Genomic DNA, 23,789 nt, shown 5'->3' on the forward strand with positions numbered 1-23,789 from the left:
AACAACGAACGGGACGCCGCGTTCGGCGACCTTGGCTTCGCGCGGTCCACACCGTGTTGAGGCCTACTTCCCACTAAGCTCGGCCACATCCGGATACATCCGGCTCAATCCGCATGGGGGTGTGAATGTCAGGGCCATGGCTTTCTGCCGACGACGTCGCCGAGCATTTGGGCGTCACGAAGGACACCGTCTACGCCTGGATCGCCGACAAGGGGATGCCGGCGCACAAGGTCGGGCGGCTCTGGAAGTTCCAGGCGAGCGAGGTCGACGACTGGGTGCGTGGTGGTGGCGCGAGGGCCGGCGCCTGACCATGCGGATCATCGACAACGTCTCCGACCTGCTCGGCGATGACCTCACGTCCGAAATCGGCCGCGGCTCGAAAGTACGCATCGCCGCCTCGACATTCTCGATCTTCGCTTTCGAGGCACTGCGCAAGGAGCTTGCGCACGTCGACAAGCTCGAGTTCATCTTCACGTCGCCGTCGTTCAGCAACGGGCAGGCGACAGACAAGCTGCGCAAGCACCGCCGCGAGTTCTTCATCCCACACGCAGAGTCGTCGCTCTACGGATCCGAGTTCGAGATCCGCCTCCGCAACCAACTCACGCAGCGCGCGATCGCACGGGAGTGCGCCGCATGGGTGCGTGAGAAGGTCACTTTCCGATCGAATGCCAGCGGCCACCAGATGCAGCAGTTCGCCGTAGTCGACGATCGCGCCGCGTACATGCCGCTGCAGGGCTTCACGACGGCCGATCTCGGATACGAGCGCGGCAACGCAGTCTCCAACATGGTCACGAAGTTCGAGGGCGCCCCCGAGGCAAGCGGCTTCCTCAATCTATTCGAACAGATCTGGGCAAGCCCCGGTCAGCTCGACGACGTCACGCGAGTCGTGTACGACCACATCGCGAGCGTGTACGCCGAGAACTCTCCGGCTCGCATCTACTTCCTCATCCTCTACAATCTCTTCGCCGAGTTTCTCGATGACATCAGCGAGGACGTGCTTCCAAACGACCGCACCGGCTATCAGGACACCAAGGTCTGGCAGAGCCTGTACAACTTCCAGCGGGATGGCGCGACCGGCATCATCAACAAGCTCGAGACCTACAACGGCTGCATCCTCGCGGACAGCGTCGGACTCGGAAAGACATTCACCGCCCTGGCTGTCATCAAGTACTACGAGCTACGCAACAAGTCCGTCTTGGTACTCGCGCCGAAGAAGCTCGCCGAGAACTGGACGAACTACAACGCCAACCTCACCACCAACATCTTCGCGAGCGACCGTTTCAACTACGACGTCCTCGCCCACACCGATTTGTCCCGCACGCGGGGTGAGTCGCTCGGCCTCAGGCTGGATCGCATTAACTGGGGCAACTACGATCTCGTTGTCATCGACGAGTCGCACAACTTCCGCAATGCCGACTACGCGGAAGAGAAGGAATCGCGTTACCAGCGTCTCATGAGACAGGTCATCCGCGAAGGCGTGAAGACCAAGGTGCTGATGCTGTCTGCGACGCCAGTGAACAACCGGTTCAACGACCTCAAGAACCAGTTGCAGTTGGCATACGAGGGCGAGAGCGACGCCCTCGCCGACAAGCTCGCGCTCTCAACCTCGGTCGAGCGGCTGTTCCGCGATGCCCAGGCGGTGTTCAACGAGTGGTCGAAGCTCCCCGATGAGGAGCGCACCGCCGACCGCATCCTGCGGATGCTCGACTTCGACTTCTTCGAGCTGCTCGACGCTGTCACCATCGCACGATCTCGCAAGCACATTCAGGCGTTCTACGACACGAGCGAGATCGGCGCCTTCCCTCGGCGCCTGCCGCCCGCCTCCATCCGCGAGCCGCTCACCGACCTCAGCGACGTTCCCTCCTTCTACGAGATCTTCGAACAGCTGCAGGTGCTTACGCTGGGCGTCTACACGCCGCTCGCGTATGTGTTCCCGAGCCGCATCAGTAAGTACGAGGACCTCTACAACGTCACGACCGGTAACGCCCGCTCGAACCTCGGCCAGCAAGGACGCGAAGAGGGCCTCAAGAAGCTGATGACCGTCAACTTGCTCAAGCGTCTCGAAAGCTCGGTCGAGGCCTTCCGCTTGACGTTGGCGAAGATCGAATCCGCCGTCGACAGCACGCTTACGCGGCTCAATAACCACTCCGGCTCCCTCCCGGAGATCCGCGACATGGACGATCTCGACTTCGACCTCGACGATGAGGATGACGCTAACGTCGAGGCGCTGTCATTCGGCGAGAAGATACGCATCGACATCGATGACATCGACGTCGAATCGTGGCAGCGAGACCTCTGGCATGACCGCGAGACACTGCGCGAACTCCTAGACGAGATGCGCAAGGTGACCCCGGCGCACGACCTCAAACTGCGCAAGCTGCGGCACCTGGTCCAGCAGAAGACAGAGCATCCGCTCAACCCAGAGAACCGCAAGGTGCTGATTTTCTCCGCTTTCGCCGACACCGCGAATTACCTCTACCGCGAACTCGCGCCGTTGCTCCAGCAGGCCGGGCTCGAAAGCGCGGTGATCACCGGCGGTAGCCACGGCGCGAAGTCGACAATCGGCACCGGCTTCGATTTCCAGCAGGTAATGTCGATGTTCTCGCCACGATCGAAGCAGCGGCACCTCACCATGCCGAAGGATGCCCACGACATCGACATTCTGATCGGCACCGACGTCATCAGCGAGGGCCAGAACCTGCAGGACTGCGACTACCTCATCAACTACGACATCCACTGGAACCCGGTGCGGATCATCCAGAGATTCGGTCGGATTGACCGTATCGGATCGATGAACGAGGTCATCCAGCTCGTCAACTTCTGGCCCGACATCTCACTCGATGAGTACATCAACCTGAAAGAGCGCGTCGAGAACCGGATGGTGATCGCAGACCTCGCCGGATCAGCCGACGACAACGTGCTCGATCCTAAAGATTCTGATGCCGCGTTCCGCAAGGAGCAGCTGCGCAAGCTGCAGAACGAGAACATCGAACTCGAAGACGTCCGCGCCGGGGTCTCGATAACGGATCTCGGCCTCAACGACTTCCGTATGGACCTGCTCGCCTACCTGAAAGAGTACGGCGACATCGCCACGGCTCCCCGGGGCCTGCACGCCGTGATCCCTGCAGACGCTTCCATCGGCCTTCTCCCTGGTGTCATATTCGCGCTGAAGAATGTCAACGCCGATCCGTCGGTGAACCGTGGCAACCGCCTGCACCCGCACTACCTGATCTACGTCGATGAGGCTGGCGACGTCATCGCCGACCACACCGAGGCGAAGCGGCTGCTTGACCTTGTTCGTGCCGGGTCTCGCCCGCATGATGAGCCCGTTGCCGAGGTCACGCGAGTATTTAACGACGCCACCCGCGAGGGTGCAGACATGGGTAAGTACTCGGCTCTGCTGACGGATGCCATTCGTTCGATGATCGAGGTCACCGAAGAGCGCGACATCGACAGTCTGTTCCGCGGTGGGCACACCACCGCGCTCACGCAGCAAATCGCGGGGCTCGATGACTTCGAGTTGATCGCGTTCATTGTGGTCGTCGATCGGGCGGATGCCTCGTGAGCGACCTGCTATTTCAGTGGCCGGCTGGTGCACGTTTCGGCGCTCGCGTGCCGAAGGAGAGGTTCTACGAGCACGGATCGGTCAGCTCAGCAGTGCGCGAGAAGTTCGTCACAGACGTGCAGCGGATCACGTGGACGCACAAGCTCGCCGAAGAGACGATCAACCTCACGGGCACGACGGCGGTGCCCGAGATCGAGATCTTTGAGCTCGACAGCAAGATCGACGACGTCGCCGACGCGGTGCTGACCGCCATCGATAAGGCCGTGCCCAACCCGATCATCTTTGAGATCACGCGGGAGAGATCCGGGCGCCGTGAGGTGCGGATGGCCACCGCCCACAAATCGCGCGGCGCCGGAACGTCCAAGGTTCGGTGCTACTACTCGACGCGGTGGATGCCAACCGATGCAGAGCGGTCGGCGTTGCCAACGGCGATCTCGTTGGCGGCGCTATACGCCGCGCTCCTCGCCTCACTCACCCCCATCGACGTGCGCCCCGGCGAGGAAGCGTCTGAGGTTTCCGAGAGAATGGAATCGGTGCGCCGGCTTCAGCGAGAAGTCGCCGGACTCGAACGCAAGATCCAATCGGAGCCTCAGCTCAATCGAAGGGTCGAATTGCGCCGGATGCTGAAGACGAAGCAAGCAGAACTGGAAGAGCAGAAGTGACCATGGAGAAGCGCCGGATGACATCCCCTGACCTCACCCAGACGAACATCGATAGACTCGCCGAGCTCTTCCCGACCGTGGTGACCGAGACGGTCGATGAGGTTGGCGGACCTCGTCGCTCCATCGATTTCGACCTGCTCCGTCAGGAGCTCACCGACCATATCGTCGAAGGCCCGCAGGAGCGCTACCAGCTCGACTGGCCCGGCAAGCGTGCCGCTGCTTTCGCTGCCAACGCGCCGATCGCGAAGACCCTGCGTCCCGTGCGCGAAGAGTCGGTCGACTTCGACGCCACGAAGAACCTCTTCATCGAGGGCGACAACCTCGACGCACTCAAGCTGCTGCAGGAGTCTTACCTCGGCAAGGTCAAACTGATCTACATCGACCCTCCCTACAACACCGGAAACGACTTCGTATACGAGGACGACTTCGGTCAGACGGCGCACGAGTACCTCGCCGGATCAGGGCAGTTCGGGACGGATGGCACGCGATTCGTCGCCAATACGGAGGCTAACGGGCGGTTTCACTCGGATTGGTTGAGCATGATCCTGCCGCGGCTCAAGCTCGCACGGACCCTGCTCGCCCAGGACGGGGTGATCTTTATCTCGATCGACGACCATGAAGTTGCATCGCTGCGGAAAGTCGCTGACGAGGTCTTCGGCGAAAGCAACTTTGTAGCTTCCGCCGTGTGGCAGAAGCGCACTTCCCCGGAGGCGCGTAAGCGGCTGGCGGCCGGGCATGAGTATATCCTCGTCTACGCCAGAAATGCCACCGTGATCGAAGAGGCCCTCTCGCCGCTGCCCCTGGATGAAAGGGATCGTTCGGCATTCTCGAATCCTGACAACGATCCTCGTGGCCCGTGGGTTTCATCAGACTTCACCGCACCAGGCTTCCGACCAAACCAGATGTATGCCATCACCACGCCGTCCGGGGCTGTGGTCAGTCCGCCCCCTGGCAGGTGCTGGATGAATCTCGAGGACGAGTACAAGAAGCAGGTAGCGGAGCGACGGTTCTGGTACGGGCCGGACGGAACGGGCATACCCCGCCGAAAGACCTACCTGGCTGAGCGCAACGGTAAGTCGGCCTGGACGTGGTGGCCGAACTCAGAAGTGGGCCACACGCAGGAGGGGACGCGCGAAGTCCGGGCGCTGTTCGACAAGGACGGTGAGACGTTCTTCGATTTCCCCAAACCTGTGCGACTTATCGAGCGGGTAGTGCAGCTCGCAACTAAAACCGATCGAGCGAATGTCGTTGTCGACTTCTTCGCAGGATCGGGGACGACAGCGCACGCCGTAATGAATGCGAACCTCGCAGACGGTGGGAATCGACGGTTCGTTCTTGTCCAGATGCCCGAGCTGCTCGATGCGAAGTCTGCTGCCGCCATTGCGGGATATCACTCGATCGCGGATATCTCGCGTGATCGAGTTCGTCGAGCTGGCGCTGCTGCAGCGAAGCAAGCACTCGGACGTGATTCCGCGCTCGATGTTGGGTTCCGTTCGCTTCGCATCGACACCACGAACATGACCGACTTGGATGCCACTGCTGACGACTTGGTACAGGCCTCGCTAATGTCAGCGGTTGACAGCGTAAAGCCCGATCGATCGAATGAAGATCTGCTCTTCCAGGTGCTGCTCGACTGGGGACTCGAACTGGCGGCGCCGATCACGGTCGAAGAAGTTGCGTCCCGATGTGTGCTGTCTGTCGACGATGACGCCCTGATCGCTTGCTTCGCCAACCAGGTCACCGAAGATCTTGTGAAGACGATCGCAGCGCGGCATCCACTCCGTGCTGTGTTCTTGGACGCGGGCTTCGAAACCGACGCCGCACGCATCAATGCCGAGCAGATCTTTCGCGAGGTGTCGCCCGAGACTGATGTTCGAACGATCTGAGGCCCGCATCTATGACCCCTGCGGAAATGACTGCACTCCTCGACCGCCTCATCGCCGGGTGGGAGAACGAGGTTGTTGAGTTCAAGGAAGCCGGCGAGAGTTACTCGACAAACGACATCGGCAAGTACTTCTCCGCGCTCTCGAACGAAGCCAACCTGCATGGCGTAGACGCAGGCTGGCTGGTGTTCGGTGTCAGGAACAGCACTCGTAACGTTGTCGGCACGCCGTACCGTTCGGAGCCAGACCGTTTGCACAGCCTGAAGATGCAGATCGCTGAGAGCGCCGACCCGAGCGCCACATTCAGTGAGATCCTCGAGCTCGCGCATCCCGATGGCCGGGTCCTGCTCCTCAAGGTTCCCCCTGCGCCGCGTGGCATCCCCATCGCATGGAAGGGGCATTACTACGCGCGCAGCGGCGAGAGCCTAGACTCGCTGCATCTGTCGAAGCTCGACGAGATCCGTGCGCAGACGTTGGCCACGGACTGGACCGCAGTTGTCGTCCCCTCCGCAACGATCAAGCACCTCGACTCCGCCGCCATCGCCCGTGCTCGCCAGGGGTTCGCTGAGCGGAACCCTCGCCTGGCGGAGCAGATCGAATCCTGGAGCGACGCCACGTTTCTGGAGAAGGCGCGTTTGACCGTGGAAGGCGGCATCACAAGGGCTGCGCTGATCTTGCTCGGCGCCCGCACCTCTGAACACCTCCTTAGCCCTCATCCTTTGGAGCTCACCTGGAAGCTCGTCGGCCAGGAATCCGCTTACGAACACTTCCATCTGCCGTTCCTGCTCACCGCAACTTCACTCAAGAACCGGATCCGGAACGTTCAAATCCGGCTGGTGCCGCCGAACGAGCTGATCTACCGCGAGATCAGCAAATACGACGAACGCAGCCTCCTCGAGGCGATTTACAACTGCATCGCCCACCAGGACTACCGGCGCAACTCCCGCGTGATCGTCGTCGAGTACGTCGATCGTGCGGAGTTCATCAGCGTCGGCGAATTCTACGACCGTACACCCGAGTCGTACATGCTCAGCGAACAGGTTCCGCGCCGCTACCGCAACCCGTTCCTGGTCGCTGCGATGACCGAGCTCAACCTCATCGACCACATGGGCAACGGCATCCACCGGATGGTACAGGACCAGGTTCGTCGGTTCCTCCCTCTGCCCGACTACGACCTATCGGATCCCGGCGAGGTCAAGCTGACCATCTCCGGCGCCGTCATCGACGAGGCGTACTCGCGCCTACTCATGGTTCGTACCGACCTACCGCTGGACGATGTGCTCGCACTTGACCGCGTTCAGAAGCGTCTACCGATCACCGACGAGGCTGCCTCGCGCTTGAAGCGCGCAAGGCTGATCGAGGGACGTAGGCCCAGCTTCCACGTGTCGGCCGTCGTCGCTGACGCAACCGATGCTCGGGCGCAATACATGCAGACGCGTGCGCTTGATGACGAGTACTACGCGAAGCTCGTGATCGAGTATCTACAGCAGTTCGGTCAGGGCACTCGGAGGGACATCGACGGCTTCCTCTGGAACAAGCTGCCGGATGTCCTCACAGATAGCCAGAAGCAGAGCAAGGTGCACAACTTGCTGACACGCTTGCGAAAGCAAGGTGTCATCGAAAGCATCGGGGCGACGCGAACGGCTCGCTGGCAACTCTGTTCAACCGAAACCATCCATGACTAGGCATGGCGTCAGCACCTCGCGAAGGGCCGACTTGCCCGATTTTACGCGGTTGACGCACCATCCCAGTTTGGGTTTCGCCACCTCCGCAGTAACCCAAACTAACAAAGACAAACCGAAACAGGCAACTCGATGAAGCTCCAGTTCAAGGTCCAGCGGTACCAGACCGAGGCCGTCGATTCCGTGGTCGACGTGTTCGCCGGCCAGCCCTTCGCCGACGGGGTGAAGTACCGTATCGACCCGGGCAAGGACATCGCCCCGACTCTCCTCGACGACGCGGGCCTCCGAAACTCCGCGATCGCCGTCGCGATGCCGCAGCTCTTGGAGAATGTCCACGCCGTCCAGAGGCCTCGCGGTCTGCCGCTGTCGAAGAGTCTCGTGACGTCGCCGGCCGCGCCGATCAATCTCGACATCGAGATGGAGACCGGCACCGGCAAGACGTACGTCTATATCAAGACGATCATGGAGCTGCACAAGCGCTACGGCTGGTCGAAGTACATCGTCGTCGTACCGAGTATCGCGATCCGCGAAGGGGTGAAGAAGTCGTTCGACATCACCGCCGACCACTTCCAGCAGCTCTACGGCACGAAGCCCCGCACGTTCGTCTACAACTCATCCCGGTTGCACGAGCTCGAGCGGTTCTCGTCCGACGCCGGCGTGCAGGTGATGGTCATCAACACTCAGGCCTTCAACGCGACCGGCAAGGATGCCCGTCGCATCTACGAGGTACTCGATGATTTCCAGTCGCGCAAGCCGATCGACGTGATCGCCGCGAACCGGCCGATTCTGATCATTGATGAGCCTCAAAAGATCGAGGGCGACGGCAAGAAGGCCTCGAAGTCACTGACGGCCCTGGGGCTGTTCAACGCACTGTTCGCGCTGCGGTACTCGGCGACGCACAAGATCGACCGCACGAAGGTGCACCGCCTCGACGCGCTGGACGCGTACAACAAGAAACTCGTGAAGAAGATCGCAGTGCGCGGCATCACAGTGAAGGGCCTGCCGGGCAGCACCGCATACCTCTACGTTGACGGACTCGAAGTCGGCAAGGGCGCTGACTTCCCGAAGGCGCGTGTCGAGCTCTACGTTCAGCCCGCCGGCAGCGCGAGCCCGAAGCCGAAGTCGGTGCGCCTTCGAAAGGGGTCCCGGCTTCACGACATCTCGAACGGTATCGAGGCGTACAAGGATCTCGTCGTCGTGGACGTCGACGCGAACCAGGACTTCATCGAACTGTCGAACGGTGAGCGCATCTTCGCCGGGCAGGTGACCAACGATCTCACCGACGACGCGAAGCGTCGCATCCAGATTCGTGAGGTCATCCGCGCGCACCTCGACAAGGAGCGCGAGCTGTACGCGCAAGGGATCAAGGCGTTGTCACTCTTCTTCATCGATGAGGTTGCCAAGTATCGCGACTACGCCCGGGAGGACGCGCTCGGTGACTACGCGCGAGTCTTCGAGGAAGAGTACGAGGCGATTGTCGCCGACTACCTCGGCCAGATGGATCTCGACGAGGCCTCGGAGCGGTATCGCGCGCACTTGTTGTCCATCCCGGTCGGGAAGACCCACCAGGGCTATTTTTCGATCGACAAGAAGTCCGGGAACCAGGTCGATGGGTCTGTGAAGAAGACAGGCGAGACCGCCGGCCAGTCCGACGACGTCGCAGCTTACGACCTGATCCTCAAGGACAAGGAGCGGCTTCTGTCGTTCGAGGAGCCCGTCCGGTTCATCTGGTCGCACTCGGCCCTACGAGAGGGCTGGGACAACCCGAACGTCTTCGTGATGGGCATGCTCAAGAAGAGCGACCACACCACCACACGGCGGCAGGAGATTGGTCGCGGCCTGCGCCTGTCGGTCGACCAGCACGGCGAGCGAATGGACAATCCGGTCACCGTGCACGACATCAATGAACTGACGGTCGTCACGGACGAGTCCTACACCGAGTTCGTAACCGCACTGCAGCAAGAGATCGTCGAATCGCTAAGCGCCAGGCCGCGCAAGGCGACCCACGACTTCTTCGCAGGAAAGGTCGTCGAGAACCTCGCGACCGGCATGAAGGTCGCGATCAACGACGACCAGGCCAAGCAGCTGCAGTTCTGGCTTACGACGAACGGATTCATCGACTACGAGCAACACCTCACCGACAAGTGGATTGACCGTGGCGAGGTCGACATGCCACCGATGCCCGCCGGACTCGACCAGTACCACTACCAGGTTGCCGAGCTCATCGACTCCTTGCACCTTGCGCTTCCCGCTCCGACTGACGGGCGCAAGCCGAAGAAGGTCCCGCTGAACGCGACGAACTTCCACAAGCAGGAGTTCCAGGAGTTGTGGGGACGGATCAACCACAAGGCCGTCTACCAGGTGGAGTTCGACTCGGCGGAGTTGATCGAGAAGTGCATTCAGGTGCTCGAGAAGTCCCTGAAGATCACCGCCATGCAGTACGTCGTCCAGAAGGGTGTCCAACTCGCGTCCCTCGAGGCCGAACAGCTCGAGACCGGTGAAGGCTTCAAGGTCGCGACCACCAAGGTCGAGGAGTCGGCGCTGTCAGCTGGTTCCACGGTGAAGTACGACCTGCTGGGCGAGATCGCGGAGAAGACGCAGCTCACCCGACGCACCTGCGCGGCGATCCTCACGGGAGTGAACCCCGCGACGTTCGCACAGTTCAAGCAGAACCCCGAGCGGTTCATCACCGAGGCGGCGCGGCTTGTCAACGAACAAAAGGCGACGGTCATCGTCGAGCACCTCACGTACGACGCGCTCGACGACCGATACGACTCCTCTATCTTCACCGAGAACCAGACAGCCCAAGACCTGTCCAAGGCCGGCGACAAGCTCAGCAAGAGCGTCTACGAGTACGTAGTCACGGATTCCAAGGTGGAGCGCTCATTCGTCACCGAGCTCGACACCAGCGACGAGGTAGTCGTCTACTCGAAGTTGCCCCGAGGTTTCTTCATCCCCACGCCGGTCGGCGACTACAACCCCGATTGGGCTATTGCGTTCCGCGAGGGTAGCGTCAAGCACGTCTACTTCGTCGCTGAGACCAAGGGCTCGCTATCCACCCTTCAGCTCAAAGGCGTCGAGGACGCGAAGATCGAGTGCGCCCGAAGGTTCTTCGCCGCCCTCAGTGCAAAGACTTATCAGGACGTCACGTACGACGTCGTCTCCGACTACTCCGAGCTGATGCAACTCGTCGCGACACCGTAAGGAAGTCAGGCGAGCGGGCCCGGATCGTCTCCCCGTTCATCCATGACCTTCCGGGGAGGGACCCGACACGAGCTGCTGGTCGTCTCCCGGAGCGGGAGCCTGAACCGCCTCTCCCCCGGGACGATCGGCGGGCGGACGTTCGCGTTCGTTCTCGATGCCGCAGCCGACCGCACGGAGGGCGACGAATCCGCGCACCCGGGCGTCCTGAGCGGTCTGCACGCGAAGGTCATCGTGGTGAATCGCGAGCGAAGGGCCCGGGTGCTGCTCGGGTCGTTGAACACGATTGTCGTGGCATTGCACAGCAACATCGAGGTAATGGCCGAACTCGTCGGATCCGCCGCGAAGTTCAGGGGCGACGCCACGAGGAGGGCGCTCGGCGACCTCATCGTGGAACACACGGTCGAGCCGGTCGACGGGGCGGACGCCGATGACGAGACCGGTGGACTCCTCGACGCCGGTCTCCGCGCTGTCGGTGGCGCGCAGATGCGGATCGACGTCGAGGGGGACGGACTGTACGGCCTCCGCGTCAGCTGCGCGGACACGCTTCCGGCCACGGACGACGTCGCCTTCTCCTGGCGGCTGCTCACCCGAGCGAACGAGCTGCGCGAGGGGCTACCGAGCGAGGACGGGTCCTTGGTCGACGGGGTCGCCCTCGCGGACGTGACGCCGTACCTGGTTGTCGCGGTCCGTGACGGAGCGGGCAGGGAGCGGTCGACCGTGGTGCTCGCTGATCTCCACGGTGACCCAGATGACCGGCTCGACGCTGTGATCGCCTCGCATCTGTCGACCCCGGCGGACTCATGCGCTTCATCACGCTGCTCCTCGAACTCGTCGGGCTCGGGCCCGCGGGTGCCGGTGCGGGCTCCGCGTGGTAAACCACCGCGGCGGCTGGTGGAGACCTCGGCGCCGGTCTCTTCGAGTCGTTGATCCGGTCCGTCGGGGCACGCGGGCGCGGACTCGCGGACGTCGATCTCGTGGTGCAGTACCTGCGCGGCCATGGTGACACGTCCGTCCTGCCGGAAGGATTCGACGAGTTGTGGGCGTCGGTAAGGGAAGCGCAACGACGATTGGAAGGCTCGCGGTGAGCGGGATCGACGCGGACGCGGTACTCGCCGGCCTCAAGCCGTTCCAGCAAGACGCGGCGCACCACGTGTTCGTGCGGTTCTACGGCGACGACGCCGGTTCCGACCGGTTCCTCGTCGCCGACGAAACCGGTCTCGGCAAGAACGTCGTCGCCCGGGGTGTGGTGGCGCGGGCGGTGGATCACCTGCAGAACGTCGACGAGGTGAAGCGGATCGACGTCGTCTACATGTGCTCGAACGCCGACCGGGCGCGGCAGAACATCGCTCGCCCTAACGTCACCGGGGATCATCGCCTACCGCGCGGTGTATCGGATCGCGCCGGACACGATTGCCCCCGCCAAACGTTGGACGGCTGGGTTCCGGATCACCAACGGCTTACGGTCCCTGTTCAACCGTGCCGAGGTCAACGCGGTCCTCGATGCGCCGTACAGCAGCGACGTCCTGTACTGGTCGGCGGTGCTGCAGTACTGCGCTGACGGCAACCTGCAGGTCGTCCTCGACGAGTACCTCTTCCAGTCGGTGAGCGACATCGGCACAGCAGAGCTCACTGCCGATCGACTCCTCGACTTCTCGGCGCACGCGGCATCAGTCCTCTCTCTGCGCACCGTGAACTACGTTGCCCACGACACCGACGTTGACCGGACAAAAATCCGGCTTCGATCCCGATCCAGTCTCCGGTACGGCGGCCGGACCGGAACAGATGCGGGCGACGAGCAACGGCAGGCGGACGTCCGCGCCGCGTTCGACAGCCCCTTCGCACTGTTCGTGCTCGTGTCGACCAGCGTTGGCCAGGAGGGCGTGGACTTCCATTGGTGAAGTCACGCCTTCGTCTACTGGAAACTGCCGCCGAACCCAGTCGACTTCGAGCAACGCGAAGGGCGCGTGAACCGTTTCGGCGGTCATGCAATTCGACGAAATGTGGCTGCGGCCCACTGGGCCGACGTCGTTGAATCGGACGACCCGAACCCGTGGCGTGCGGCATTCGAGGCCGCAACCCAATCGTCTGCGGCAGCTGAGTACGGGCATTTCGCCCCATGGTGGGTCTACCCCGGTGAGGCCAGCATCCAGCGCATCGTGATGGAGCACCCGCTGAGCAAGGACCGTCTTCGCTACGAACGGCTTCGGGACTCGCTCGCGTTGTACCGGCTCACACTCGGGCAGCCGCGTCAGGAGGACATGGTGGAGCTCATGAAGCAGCGCGGGGTCGACGGCGCGGTGGTGGCACCGATCGACCTTCGCCCTCCTACGAGTCTGGGTTCTACCGAACCGAAAGCTTGAACGGGCTCAGTCAGGATGCCTTCTCGGAGTCAACCGTCGCCGGCGAAGCAAGGTCGAGGCCAGCAAGGTGCCTCCGAAGTTTCTTCGCCATCGGGAGGAACGTGGAGAGGGTCAGACCGCCCGACAGCACCGCCCCGGCGACGGGAATGGCTTTTGCCAGCCCACTTGCAAACATCTTCTTCGTCATCTGCACGCCGAGCATGGCCGAGACCCTTTTCACAATCGGGTAAATGACCCCCTTTGTCAGTGCCTTCTGCGGGAGCTGCTTCGCAACCTGCGAAGCGATCAGCGACGCTGTTTTCGTGACACCGCCCTGGGCGATCTGAACGCCGAGCATGACGCCGACGAAAAGCGTGAGGATGCTCTCCGTGGCCTCGTCCATGCCCTCGTCGTCGTCGAAGAAATCCGGCCAGCTGTGGATGTAAGCCAGCTTCTGAGCAATCCGGAGCATGTGGCCCACGTACTGGGCCATGTCGGCAGGTACCGTGCCAATCATCGCCAGGCCACCGGGAATGCCGGCCAGTGCTGACAAACCGGTCACCTTGCTCGTTTCGTAGGAGATTGAGACATTGGCGGCGTCCCTGATCACGGAAGCCGAGATGCCGGCCGCGGCCGGCGTTTCCGTGATCGCCAATTCAATCTCGTCCGGTGTGCAGTGGCGACGGAGGGCTGAGCGGAGGTACGCGGCGCGGTTGATCCGAACTGCCGGCAACCGCGCTGCCGCGTTCAAGATCTGCGAGAACGTCGTGTTCCCATTTTCAACATCAGTCGACTGCGTCATGGTTCTGAGCGTAACGACAGAAACGCGCTCACGGGCGCCCGAGCGTGCGGATCGGGCTCAACAGCGGCAAACCGCAGATTGTCACTATGGCCTGGCCCCAAAACAGGTGATCCCTCTCCGCCTCCCCACCCACGAGGATGGCTCAGCACCACCCGTCCCGGGGACGGCGAGTGGTCCGCACAACCAGCACTTCGAGGGGCAACACCATGACGATGGCCGGAGAATCCGCAGGGGTCGAGGCACACCGCCAGCGAAGCCACGCACGCGAACTCCGCCGCCAGGCGGACGACGCCGAGCAACGAGCCGCACGGTTCGAGATCGCCCACCGCACCGAGAGCGAGACAGCACGCATCCTCGCGCCGCTCGCCGGCATCGGGTACCACCTGCTCGCCGACCGCCGCTGGCCCGGCAGCCGAACGGCACAGGTCGACATGGTCGTCGTCGGCCGCGCCGGCGTCTTCATCGTCGACACGAAGGCCTGGCGCGAGGTCGCGGTCCACGGCGAACGGATCACCCGCGGCCAAGAGGACGTCACCGACGACATCGCCCGCCTTGCCGACCTCGCGTACAGCACCGAGGCAGCTCTGGCGGACACGGGCCTGGCGCCCGGCGAGGTCCACGCAGTCGCCGCACTCGCCGGCCAGAAGCGGATGCTCGCCCGCGTCGCATCGGTCGACGTGATCGGCGCGCACGACCTCGTCGGGCACATCACCAAGCGCGGTGCCCGACTGTCGGCATCCCGGGTCGACGAGGTCCTCGCCGCGATGCTGCACCACTTCCCCGTGATCGGCGACGAGGCAACGGCACCGCCGCAGATCGTCACCCCCGCAGCCGTCCTCCCCCGCGAGCCCGCGCCGACGCCCGCGCCGACGATCGCGGCGCTGGACGACGAACTGACCGACCAACTCCTCGACGGCGTGCTCGAAGCGCCGATCGAGGACTGGATGGCGTTCCTCGATCCGGCACAGGCCAAGCTCGTCCGCCGCAGCTTCAACGGTCCGGCCCGCATCCGCGGCGCTGCGGGCACCGGCAAGACCGTCGTCGGCCTGCACCGCGCCGCGTACCTCGCACGCGCGACCGGCGGCCGCGTGCTCTTCACGACGTACATCAGCACGCTGCCGAAGGTCCTCGAGTCGCTCCTCGAACGCCTCGCGCCCGACATGGTCGGTCGCGTCGACTTCATGGGTGTCCACGCGTTCGCGTCTCGGCTCCTGAAGGAACGCGGCATCGCGTTCCGCGCTCCTGGACGGGAGGCCCAGCTCGCGTTCGACGACGCGTGGAACGCGATCCGCGCCTCCAGTCCATTGCGGTCGTCGCGATTCTCGCGCTCGTACTGGGAAGACGAGATCAGCCACGTCATCAAGGGCCGCGGCCTGACGCGGTTCGACGAGTACGCGGACCTGGCCCGCGTCGGGCGCAAGCACGCGCTCCCGCTGGAGACGCGGCAGGCCGTCTGGGACCTGTACGAGGCGTACGCTCGCGGGCTGCGTGAGCGACGTGCGCACGACTGGCAGGACATCGTGTTGCTCGCCCGCGATGCGGTCCGTGCGGTGCCGCTCGAGCGGTACGACGCGGTCATCGTGGACGAGGCGCAGGACCTGTCCTGCGCGATGGTCGCGCTGGTGCACCAACTCGTGGGTGACCGTACCGACGGCCTGACGCTCATCGGCGACGGCCAGCAGACGATCTACCCCGGCGGGTACACGCTCGGCGAGGTCGGCATCAACCTGTCTGGTCGAGGCGTGGTGCTCGACGTCAACCACCGGAACACCGCCGAGATCCTCGAGTTCGCGAAGGAGATGGTGGCGGACGATCAGTTCGTGGACATCGAGGGCGTCGACGGGGTGGGTGACGCGGTGTCCGACGTCTCACGCTCCGGTGCGGCTCCGACGATGACGCGCTTCACTAGTCGTGCGGATCACGACCGGGCGATGCTCGACCGGCTGACCGAAGTTCTTCGGCTCGTCGGGACCGGTCACGGTGACATCGGCATCCTCACGGCGACGAACCGGCAGGCGGACGACGTCATCGAGGTGCTCGGGAGGGCCGGCGTCCCGACCGTCTCCCTGCAGCAGTACGCGGGTCGGAGCTCCGACGCGGTCCGCGTCGGGACAGTGAAGCGTGCGAAGGGCCTCGAGTTCAAGCAGGTGCTGCTCGCGCACGTCGATCCCCGGCTGCTCGATGCTGCCCCGGCCGACCCGTCGGAGACCGAACGGGAGCGGCGGGAGCGTGGTCGCCGGGAGCTCTACGTGGGGATGACCCGGGCGCGGGACGGCTTGTGGGTCGGCGTCCGGAGCGGAGCAGCGCGGGGCCGCTGAGACGACGATGGTTCCTCGGTCGAGCACGCTCCGATATCGTCGGCGACTGATGAGGCAACGCAGACCGACAGCGGTCCTGAGTGCGGTCGGCGCTCTGGTGCTGCTCACCGGGTGCGCGAACTACGTGGACGACAGCGAACTGGACGGCGCTCAGGCTCGAGACGCCATGGTCGCTCTGGTCCAGCAGACCATCGATGCCGCTGGCGGTGACTGGACGCCGCTCTCCGACGAGCCCGCATCGTCGGAGTGCTCGACCCCGGAGGGCAGTGCAGGCGTCACGTTCTCGTGGGACCAGGAGCGCACGGGCACCGGGGACCCCGAGTCGCTCATTCGCACGGTTGCGAAGACGTGGAAGCAGTCCGACTACGACGCGACCATCCGGCAAGACACGATCGACGATGGTCGGCCGCTCTGGTCAGCTGCCACCACTGGCAAGGCGGTCGAGTCGATCTCGGTGAACGCAAGCCCTCGACGGGTGTCGGTGGAGGTCCAGTCGCGATGCGGCGAGGGAGACGTCGCGGACTTCGCATGACGGCGGGCGAACGCGTGGCGTGATCGACAAGAGGCACGGCACCAACCGGCACCGCGCCTCCCGTCCCTCACACCGTCGTCAACTCACCACGTCAACACGAACCGCCCCCGCGTCCCCCCGGCCTCCAACCGCTCATGCGCCTCCCCCGCCCGCGAGGCCGGCAACACCTCCGCCACCCGCGGCACCACCGTCCCCCCTTCGACCGCATGCCGCAGCTGCTCGAGCTTGTCGAACGACCGGTACTCCGAGAACACCGCGACTTGCTCGAACCGGATCCCCCGCGAGCCGTCCCCCGACCATCCCCGCACGTCCAGGAACACTCCCCCGTCTCGAACAGCGTCGACGACGACCCCACGCTGCACCGCAGCATCGGCGAGCGCATCGACGCCCTCCGGCACGAGCTCGCGCACCGCGGCAGCGAACCCATCACCGCGCGGCACGATGTGGTCCGGCCCGAGCGACCGGACCAGCGCCTCGTCCTTCTCAGCTGCGTCCGCGATCACGGTCAGCCCGGCGGCCTTCGCCAGCTGCACCACGTAGTTCCCGAGCAACCCCGCGGCCCCGGTCACGGCGAGCGTCTGTCCAGGCGCGAGCGAGGCGTGCGACAGGATCTGCAACGCCGTCAGCCCGTTCATCGGCACTGTGGAGGCGAGCGGGAGCGACGTCCCCCGAGGGATCCGCGTGAACGACCCCACCGGCGCCACGAGCTCCTGCACGTACGCGCCACCGTGAGCGCTGAGCGGCAACGCGATCGCCATGACCTCGTCGCCCACCTCCCACCCGGTGACGTCGGGCCCGACCTCGTCGATGACGCCAGCGGCGTCCATCCCCGGCACGTACGGCGGCGAGGCCTGCGAGCTGTCCCGCTGCCCGGCACGCACCCCCGTGTCGGTCGGGTTCACGGCGAACGCCTGCACCCGGATCCGCACGGATCCCGCACCGGCGTGCGGCTCCGGCACCTCGTGGACGGCGAGGGCCTCCGGCCCTCCGAACTGTTCGACTCCGACGACCTGCATCCTCCCGGTCTACGCGCGCGTTGCTTGACGCAACCTGACGCGACCCACGATCGGACGGGAGGCACAGTGCCAGCCCGCCACGGGCCTCCAGTCCGTCACGGGGTGACGTCCACTGCGCGTGGTGCGCCATGCTGACAGCGTGCGTTTCGACGAACTCCTCACCCGGCCCGACGGTCCCGCGATCGCCGAGGAGCTCGCCGCGCTCCGCCGCCCCGCCCGGTACGTCCTCGAGGGCATCCACCAGGAGTCCCGGCAGAAGTACTGGCAGTTCCGCGTCGACGTCGACGAGCCCGCACAGACCTGGACCCTCGTCCGCCAACGGGCCAAGCCGGTCTCCTACCGCGACGGCGTGCTGCACGACCCCGACGACGGTCCGGACGAGATTTCGTTCGCCCGAAGCATGGTCTCCGATCCCGTCGTCCGGATGGCCGTGCCCGACCTGATGCTCCGGTGGGGTCGCGGCCCCGAGAGCTTCCACCCGATCCTGGTCGAGCACATCGGCGAGCACTCGATCCTGGTGACGTTCGAGCACCGCGGGGATCCGGCGACCCGCACGACGATGGTGATCGACGAGCGCGACGGCATCGCCCGCCGCTTGTCGGAGTCCGGCGAGGACACGATCATCACGAGCGTGCGGACCGCCGAGCCGGACGAGGTCCTGCCCCGCGCTCGCTTCGTGCAGCCGACGGACTGGATCCGGCCGCAGTACTGAGACGGTGACGGTTCCGGTTCACGATCCCCGACGATCGCGAACCAGAACCGTCAGCGCTCCGGCACGAGAACACCACCGCCCGCCGAGAACGCGGGGCCCTCGGCCTCGAGGTCGGCCCGGGGATCGCGGCCGTCCGAGGCGTCCGGCCAGCGCAACCCCGGCGCCACGGTGCCACTCCCCTGCAGGACCCGGTGTGTCCTGCGGATGTGGGTCCCCGCCAGGTGCGCGCCCACCGCAGCTTGCAGCGTGGTCTCACGGACGTCCATGGTCGCTCCCCAGCCGGATGAGTGACCGTTCTGCACCGGCCCACGCGATGAGCGCCGGGTCGTGGGTCGCCACGACGACAGCGCTGCCCGATGCACGCAGCGCGTCGAGACCGCTGCGGACGCGCGCCGCGCTCTCGGTGTCGAGCGACGCGGTGGGCTCGTCGGCGAGGACGAGTCGTGGCCGCTGCGCCAGCACTCGTGCGACGGCCACTCGCTGCTGTTCGCCGCCGCTCATCGTCCCAGCACGAGCATCCCGCCGACCGCCGAGCCCGACGATCAGCAGCGCCTCGTCGATCCGATCGCTGAGTGCCGCCCGGGTGACGCCACGGGGCCGCAGCACCCGCAGGTTCTGGGCAACGGTCCACTCCGGCACGACGGCGTGGTCCTGCACGACGAGGCCGATGGTGTCTCGGCGCAGTCCACGCCGCTCCCCCTCGCTCGCCGTGTGCAGGTCAGTGCCGTCGACGACGACCCGACCCCGCGGCGGTCGTTCCAACCCGGCGAGGCAGCGGAGCATCGTGCTCTTCCCCTGTCCGGACGGTCCGCGCAGGGCAAGGGCCTGTCCGGCGCCGAGCTGGAACGTGATGTCGTTCCAGAGCGTCCGCCCGGCGATGTCGTAGCCGATCCCCTCGATGCTGAGTCGCTGGTGCTCGGTCATCGGCGTGGCCTCTTTCGGTGGTGTGTGGCGGCGAGCAGGACGGACAGCGCGACTGCGGTGAGCACGCCGACTGCCCCGGCCGTGCTGGCAGCGAGCAAGGCGCCGCTGCCGGCACCGGTGCCGTCGTCGCCGACGAGTACGGTCACGGCGGTGGTCCCGGCGGCGATGCCGCTCGCGACGAGCACGAACCGCGCGTGCTGCACCGCGGGATGCCGGCCGACCAGGAATCGCAGCCGTGCTGCTCGTCGATGCCGCGTCCGGTGGTCGGCGATCAGAGTGGCGGCAGCGAACAGGATCGCGAGCACCGTCCCGGCCGAAGCGGCGAGGATGACGGCGCGGGACGTCCGGACGGCCGCGAGCGCTCGTTCGAGCACGGCACCGACCCGGTTGATCTGCGTGACGACGTCGAGCAGGTCAGCGTCCGTGAGTTGCCGGACGAGCGCGGTCCGGTCGGCGAACCGGACCTCGCCGTTCCGGGTCGCGGTGCCGAGTCGGTTCGGCGGCAGGTCCCGCACGTCGGTCACCACGATGACGGGCACGTCCGCGCCGGTGGTGGTGCGTGGCAGCACCCAATCGATCCAGCGGTCAGCGGCGGCGACGATCGGTGCGGTCGATCCGACGACCTCGGTGTGGATCGGGACGACTCGGGGCGCTTGGTCGTCGTCCACCTCCCAGCCGTCGTCGAAGCTCTCCCGCACGCCGTCGGCGATCGCGTCGATGTCGGTCGCCATCGACTCGGGGACCAGCACGGTGACACCGTCACGGTCGTCCCCGACCAGCTGCTCCGCCCGGTCTCCGGCGACCAGCAGCGCGTCCTGCATGAACGTCGTCTGCGCCAGCTCGGCGGTGCCGGTGGCGAGGGCAGCCAGCGCAACGCGCCCGAACGCGTCCTCGTCGGCGACTGAGGCCATCCCGACCCCCAGGACCACGTCGTCGCCGTCGGCGGTCTCGGAGCGCAGCGATCGCTCGAGCTCGGAGGCCGTCCGCTCCTGCTCGACGAGGACACTGGTGCTCACGGTCAGGATGCTGACGAGTGCGACACCGCACAGTGCCACGACGGCCGGGCGCCAGACCGGGGCCGCGAGGCTCGTCCACCTGCGGCGGCGGACGACGGAGCAGACGACGTGGAGTCCGACGACACCGACGAAGGCGGCGGGGAGCATCAGTCCGGCGAGCCCGACGCTGAACGACCAGATCGTCGGCGATGCCGCGCGGACGAGCAAGTAGACGGCGAGCGCCCCGCACACCACCAGGGAACAGACGACGAACAGCCCCGCTGTCTCGAGGGCTTCACGAGCGGCGATGCGTTTCGGTGACCATCCGGAGAGTCCGCGGAGCCGCTGTCGGCTGTCCCGCCGGTCCGACTCCGCGACCACGGCGATGACGACGCCGAGCGCGATGCACGCCACGATCGCCAGGATGCCGGGCTGCCCGATCACCGCTGGTGCCAGTACGCGGACCGTCGGGGTCGCGTCGACGAACTCGAATTCCGCAGTGCGCAACGCGTCGAGGAAGGCACCGACTTGCACGGCCGATCCGTCGACCGCGTACGACCAGACGATGACGGCGTCACCGATGTCGCTCGCCGGCCGGTCGACGACGTTCCCCCAGAACACCGGGGCGGCGACGGAGCCGGCGAACGAGTACGCGGTGACGGTGTCCGGCGCGCCGGAACGATCCGGCACGACGAGGGCGAGCGATACGTCGTGGTCCTCGGCCAGTTCCGTGAGCTGCTGGATGTGCTCCTGCTTGGTCGGACCGAGCGGTAAGTCGACCATGTCGATCGTCGTCCGGCCGGTGAGGTACCCGCTCGCCTCACCACTCCCGACCACGAACACGATCAGGCCGACGAGCAGGAGCGGTACGGCCGCCACCGCGAGGACGGTGGCGGCCGCGAAGTTCCGGATCAGTAGATCGCCCAGAAGGCCTGGTTGCCCCACAGTGCTTTCGGGCGGCTCGCGCCGGCGATCTTGCCCTTCGCGATCCGTCCGGACGACTTGGTCACGCCGGAGGACTTGACCGAGGTGCTGTGGGTGTACCGACGGTTGTCGTAGGCGGAGACCACCTGGTGGCCGATCACGCCGTACGACCACGTGCCGCCACCGACGACGGTCGTGGCGTCGGTACCGAGGTCGTCGGCGGACGCGCTGCCGCCAATGGCGGTTGCATCATCCGGAGCAGCGTGTGCGACACCGGCGCCGAGGACACAGCACAGCGTTGCAGCCGCGATGTCGGCCGAGAGCTTTCCGAAGCGCTTCATGGAAGGGCCTTTCTGCTGGGGGAACGGGAGGGCCGCGTCGACCCCGCACCGAGCAAAGCAGAGCAACGCCAGAATCTGAAGTTCCGGATATCTCGAATACGACATGCGTGCGCCCTTCCCACGCCATCCCCCGATCGGAGGATGCAGCACCACCGCCCCCACCGATGCCCCGCGGCGCCCCACCGGCCAGGCTGGACCCATGCCCGAGTCCCCCGCCGTCGAGGTCCAGCACCTCAGCAAGCAGTACGCCACCGGCAAGGTCGCCGTCGACGACGTCAGCTTCGTCATCCAGCCCGGCGAGACCTTCGCCCTCCTCGGCCCGAACGGCGCCGGCAAGTCCACGACGGTCGAGATCCTCGAGGGGTACCGCTCCCGCACGGCCGGCGAGGTCCGCGTCCTCGGCCACGACCCCGCACGGACGAGCCGCAGCCACAACGCACGCATCGGCATCGTCCTGCAGACCAGCGCCGAGTCCCCGAACGTCACCGTCGCCGAGCAGCTGAACCACTTCGCGACGCTCTACCCGAAGCACCGCAGCACCGAGGAACTCCTCACCGCGACGGGACTCGAGACGCAGCGCAACACCCGCATCGCCCGCCTCTCCGGAGGCCAGCGCCGCCGCGTCGACGTCGCCCTCGGCATCATCGGCCGCCCCGAGGTCCTGTTCCTCGACGAACCGACCACGGGCTTCGACCCGGAGGCCCGTCGCCAGTTCTGGGACCTCCTGCGCCAGGTGCAGTCCGAGGGCACGACGATCCTGCTCACCACGCACTACCTCGACGAAGCCGCCCAGCTCGCCGACCGGGCAGCGGTGATCGCCGACGGGAAGCTGCTCGACATCGCCCCGATCGACGAGATCGGCGGCGCCGAGGCCCGCACACCACGGGTCCGCTGGCGCGACGACGCCGGCGACCTCCACGACGAGCGCACGACCGACCCGACCGCGCTCGTCCGCAACAGCACCGCGCCCATGCACGATCTCGAAGTCATCCGCCCGTCCCTCGAGGACGTCTACCTCGGAATGGTGGGCCAGAAGTGAACACCGCGACCAGCCGCATCTCGTATGAGATCCGCTCCTACTTCCGCGCCCCCGACGCCGTCTTCTTCACGTTCCTCTTCCCCATCATCATGTTGGCGCTGTTCTCGGTGGCCTTCGCGGACGCCGACCCGATCCGCGCCGTCGCCAGCAACGGGCGACCGATCAGCGTCGACTACGCCACCTACTACCTGCCCGGTCTGGTCGCGACGGGCATCCTGCTCTCCGGCACCCAGTCCCTCGGCGTCGACATCGCGACCGAACGCAGCGACGGCACGCTCAAGCGCCTCGGTGGCACACCGCTGCCGGTCCTGAGCTACTTCGTCGGCAAGATCGGCATGGTGCTCGTCACGACCATCGTGCAGACGGCGCTGCTGCTCGGGATCGCGAGCCTGGTGTTCGGCGTCGACCTGCCGACCGACGCGAGCAACTGGGGTGTCTTCGCGGGCGTGATGGTCCTCGGCATCGCCACCAGCTGCGTCCTCGGCATCGCGATCTCGGCGCTCCCCCGCGAGGGCCGCCGCGCCACCGCGACGATCGTCCCCATCGTCCTGGTGCTGCAGTTCATCTCCGGCGTCTACTTGCCCTTCACGCAGCTGCCCGACTGGCTGCAGAACGTCGCGTCGGTCTTCCCCCTGCGCTGGATGGCGTCCGGCATGCGGTCCGTCTTCCTACCCGACGCGTTCGCGTCCGCCGAGCCGGGAGGCGCGTGGCACCTCGCGCTCGGAACGCTCGTGTTGGTCGCGTGGCTGGTCGGGGGCACGGTGGCCTGCGCGCTCACCTTCCGCTGGAACCGCAAGGACTCCTGATGGGCCTGTGGAGAACCGCTCCGCGGCCCTGCATCGATGGGATGC

Annotated in this window: 21 protein-coding genes; 15 read left to right on the top strand and 6 right to left on the bottom strand. The window is 65.5% G+C overall.

Annotated features, from left to right (window positions below):
• The first annotated feature begins 125 nt into the window (after positions 1 to 125).
• The 10 genes from EDF40_RS15405 to EDF40_RS15445 all read left to right on the top strand — a co-directional run bounded on the left by EDF40_RS15405 (position 126) and on the right by EDF40_RS15445 (position 13,356).
• Positions 126 to 308 (top strand): helix-turn-helix domain-containing protein, encoded by a 183-nt coding sequence (locus tag EDF40_RS15405; protein ID WP_123340298.1) that lies wholly within the window; start codon positions 126 to 128, stop codon positions 306 to 308.
• Between the two features lie 2 nt (positions 309 to 310).
• Positions 311 to 3,565: a helicase-related protein gene (locus EDF40_RS15410; RefSeq protein WP_123340297.1), complete on the top strand. Its 3,255-nt coding sequence runs from the start codon at positions 311 to 313 to the stop codon at positions 3,563 to 3,565.
• Positions 3,562 to 4,227, top strand: coding sequence for a DUF4391 domain-containing protein (locus EDF40_RS15415; protein ID WP_123340296.1), 666 nt, complete (start codon positions 3,562 to 3,564; stop codon positions 4,225 to 4,227). Before EDF40_RS15410 ends, EDF40_RS15415 begins: the two co-directional genes overlap by 4 nt.
• A 2-nt stretch (positions 4,228 to 4,229) precedes the next feature.
• Positions 4,230 to 6,113, top strand: a complete 1,884-nt coding sequence (locus EDF40_RS15420; RefSeq protein WP_123340295.1) for a site-specific DNA-methyltransferase — start codon at positions 4,230 to 4,232, stop codon at positions 6,111 to 6,113.
• A 26-nt stretch (positions 6,114 to 6,139) separates the two neighbouring features.
• Complete coding sequence (locus EDF40_RS15425; protein WP_221180482.1) at positions 6,140 to 7,795, top strand: RNA-binding domain-containing protein; 1,656 nt, start codon at positions 6,140 to 6,142, stop codon at positions 7,793 to 7,795.
• A gap of 129 nt (positions 7,796 to 7,924) precedes the next feature.
• The gene (locus EDF40_RS15430; protein WP_123340293.1) at positions 7,925 to 10,996 is read left to right on the top strand and encodes a type III restriction-modification system endonuclease; all 3,072 of its coding nucleotides are present in this window, start codon (positions 7,925 to 7,927) and stop codon (positions 10,994 to 10,996) included.
• 42 nt (positions 10,997 to 11,038) lie between these two features.
• On the top strand, positions 11,039 to 11,923 hold the full coding sequence (locus EDF40_RS15435) for a hypothetical protein (protein ID WP_123340292.1): 885 nt from the start codon (positions 11,039 to 11,041) through the stop codon (positions 11,921 to 11,923).
• A 154-nt stretch (positions 11,924 to 12,077) separates the two neighbouring features.
• Positions 12,078 to 12,554 (top strand): DEAD/DEAH box helicase, encoded by a 477-nt coding sequence (locus EDF40_RS18930; RefSeq protein ID WP_148053862.1) that lies wholly within the window; start codon positions 12,078 to 12,080, stop codon positions 12,552 to 12,554.
• Positions 12,535 to 12,894 (top strand): hypothetical protein, encoded by a 360-nt coding sequence (locus tag EDF40_RS15440; RefSeq protein ID WP_148061625.1) that lies wholly within the window; start codon positions 12,535 to 12,537, stop codon positions 12,892 to 12,894. Before EDF40_RS18930 ends, EDF40_RS15440 begins: the two co-directional genes overlap by 20 nt.
• Positions 12,895 to 12,960: 66 nt before the next feature.
• Entirely contained in the window at positions 12,961 to 13,356 is a 396-nt protein-coding gene (locus EDF40_RS15445; RefSeq protein ID WP_148053860.1) for a hypothetical protein, read from the top strand.
• Positions 13,357 to 13,366: 10 nt separating this feature from the next.
• Here the strand turns inward: EDF40_RS15445 and EDF40_RS15450 are convergent, their stop codons facing one another.
• On the bottom strand, positions 13,367 to 14,137 hold the full coding sequence (locus EDF40_RS15450) for a hypothetical protein (protein WP_123340289.1): 771 nt from the start codon (positions 14,135 to 14,137) through the stop codon (positions 13,367 to 13,369).
• 206 nt (positions 14,138 to 14,343) lie between these two features.
• Between EDF40_RS15450 and EDF40_RS15455 the strand changes: the two genes are divergently transcribed.
• Both EDF40_RS15455 and EDF40_RS15460 read left to right on the top strand, forming a co-directional pair.
• On the top strand, positions 14,344 to 16,455 hold the full coding sequence (locus EDF40_RS15455; protein WP_221180481.1) for a nuclease-related domain-containing DEAD/DEAH box helicase: 2,112 nt from the start codon (positions 14,344 to 14,346) through the stop codon (positions 16,453 to 16,455).
• Positions 16,456 to 16,504: 49 nt separating this feature from the next.
• On the top strand, positions 16,505 to 16,987 hold the full coding sequence (locus EDF40_RS15460; RefSeq protein ID WP_148053859.1) for a hypothetical protein: 483 nt from the start codon (positions 16,505 to 16,507) through the stop codon (positions 16,985 to 16,987).
• Positions 16,988 to 17,070: 83 nt separating this feature from the next.
• On the opposite strand, the gene EDF40_RS15465 is transcribed toward EDF40_RS15460, so the two are convergent.
• Positions 17,071 to 18,003 (bottom strand): NADP-dependent oxidoreductase, encoded by a 933-nt coding sequence (locus tag EDF40_RS15465; protein WP_123340287.1) that lies wholly within the window; start codon positions 18,001 to 18,003, stop codon positions 17,071 to 17,073.
• Positions 18,004 to 18,142: 139 nt separating this feature from the next.
• Between EDF40_RS15465 and EDF40_RS15470 the strand changes: the two genes are divergently transcribed.
• Entirely contained in the window at positions 18,143 to 18,715 is a 573-nt protein-coding gene (locus EDF40_RS15470; RefSeq protein WP_123340286.1) for a hypothetical protein, read from the top strand.
• Positions 18,716 to 18,765: 50 nt separating this feature from the next.
• Here the strand turns inward: EDF40_RS15470 and EDF40_RS15475 are convergent, their stop codons facing one another.
• Genes EDF40_RS15475 through EDF40_RS19290 form a run of 4 tightly spaced genes read right to left on the bottom strand, consistent with a single transcriptional unit; the run spans position 18,766 to position 21,899 of the window.
• Positions 18,766 to 18,981, bottom strand: coding sequence for a hypothetical protein (locus EDF40_RS15475; protein WP_123340285.1), 216 nt, complete (start codon positions 18,979 to 18,981; stop codon positions 18,766 to 18,768).
• Positions 18,968 to 19,639, bottom strand: a complete 672-nt coding sequence (locus EDF40_RS15480; RefSeq protein WP_123340284.1) for an ABC transporter ATP-binding protein — start codon at positions 19,637 to 19,639, stop codon at positions 18,968 to 18,970. Before EDF40_RS15480 ends, EDF40_RS15475 begins: the two co-directional genes overlap by 14 nt.
• Positions 19,636 to 21,513, bottom strand: a complete 1,878-nt coding sequence (locus tag EDF40_RS15485) for a hypothetical protein (RefSeq protein WP_123340283.1) — start codon at positions 21,511 to 21,513, stop codon at positions 19,636 to 19,638. The genes EDF40_RS15480 and EDF40_RS15485 overlap by 4 nt, the downstream gene beginning before the upstream one ends.
• 32 nt (positions 21,514 to 21,545) lie before the next feature.
• The gene (locus EDF40_RS19290) at positions 21,546 to 21,899 is read right to left on the bottom strand and encodes a lactococcin 972 family bacteriocin (RefSeq protein ID WP_185003126.1); all 354 of its coding nucleotides are present in this window, start codon (positions 21,897 to 21,899) and stop codon (positions 21,546 to 21,548) included.
• Between the two features lie 199 nt (positions 21,900 to 22,098).
• Here EDF40_RS19290 and EDF40_RS15495 point away from each other — a divergent pair, with 199 nt between their 5' ends.
• Both EDF40_RS15495 and EDF40_RS15500 read left to right on the top strand, forming a co-directional pair.
• Complete coding sequence (locus tag EDF40_RS15495) at positions 22,099 to 22,938, top strand: ABC transporter ATP-binding protein (protein ID WP_123340281.1); 840 nt, start codon at positions 22,099 to 22,101, stop codon at positions 22,936 to 22,938.
• Complete coding sequence (locus tag EDF40_RS15500) at positions 22,935 to 23,744, top strand: ABC transporter permease (RefSeq protein WP_123340280.1); 810 nt, start codon at positions 22,935 to 22,937, stop codon at positions 23,742 to 23,744. Before EDF40_RS15495 ends, EDF40_RS15500 begins: the two co-directional genes overlap by 4 nt.
• Positions 23,745 to 23,789: the final 45 nt, after the last annotated feature.

Origin of the sequence: Curtobacterium sp. PhB170 (assembly GCF_003752345.1) — a bacterium.
Taxonomy (GTDB): Bacteria; Actinomycetota; Actinomycetes; order Actinomycetales; family Microbacteriaceae; genus Curtobacterium.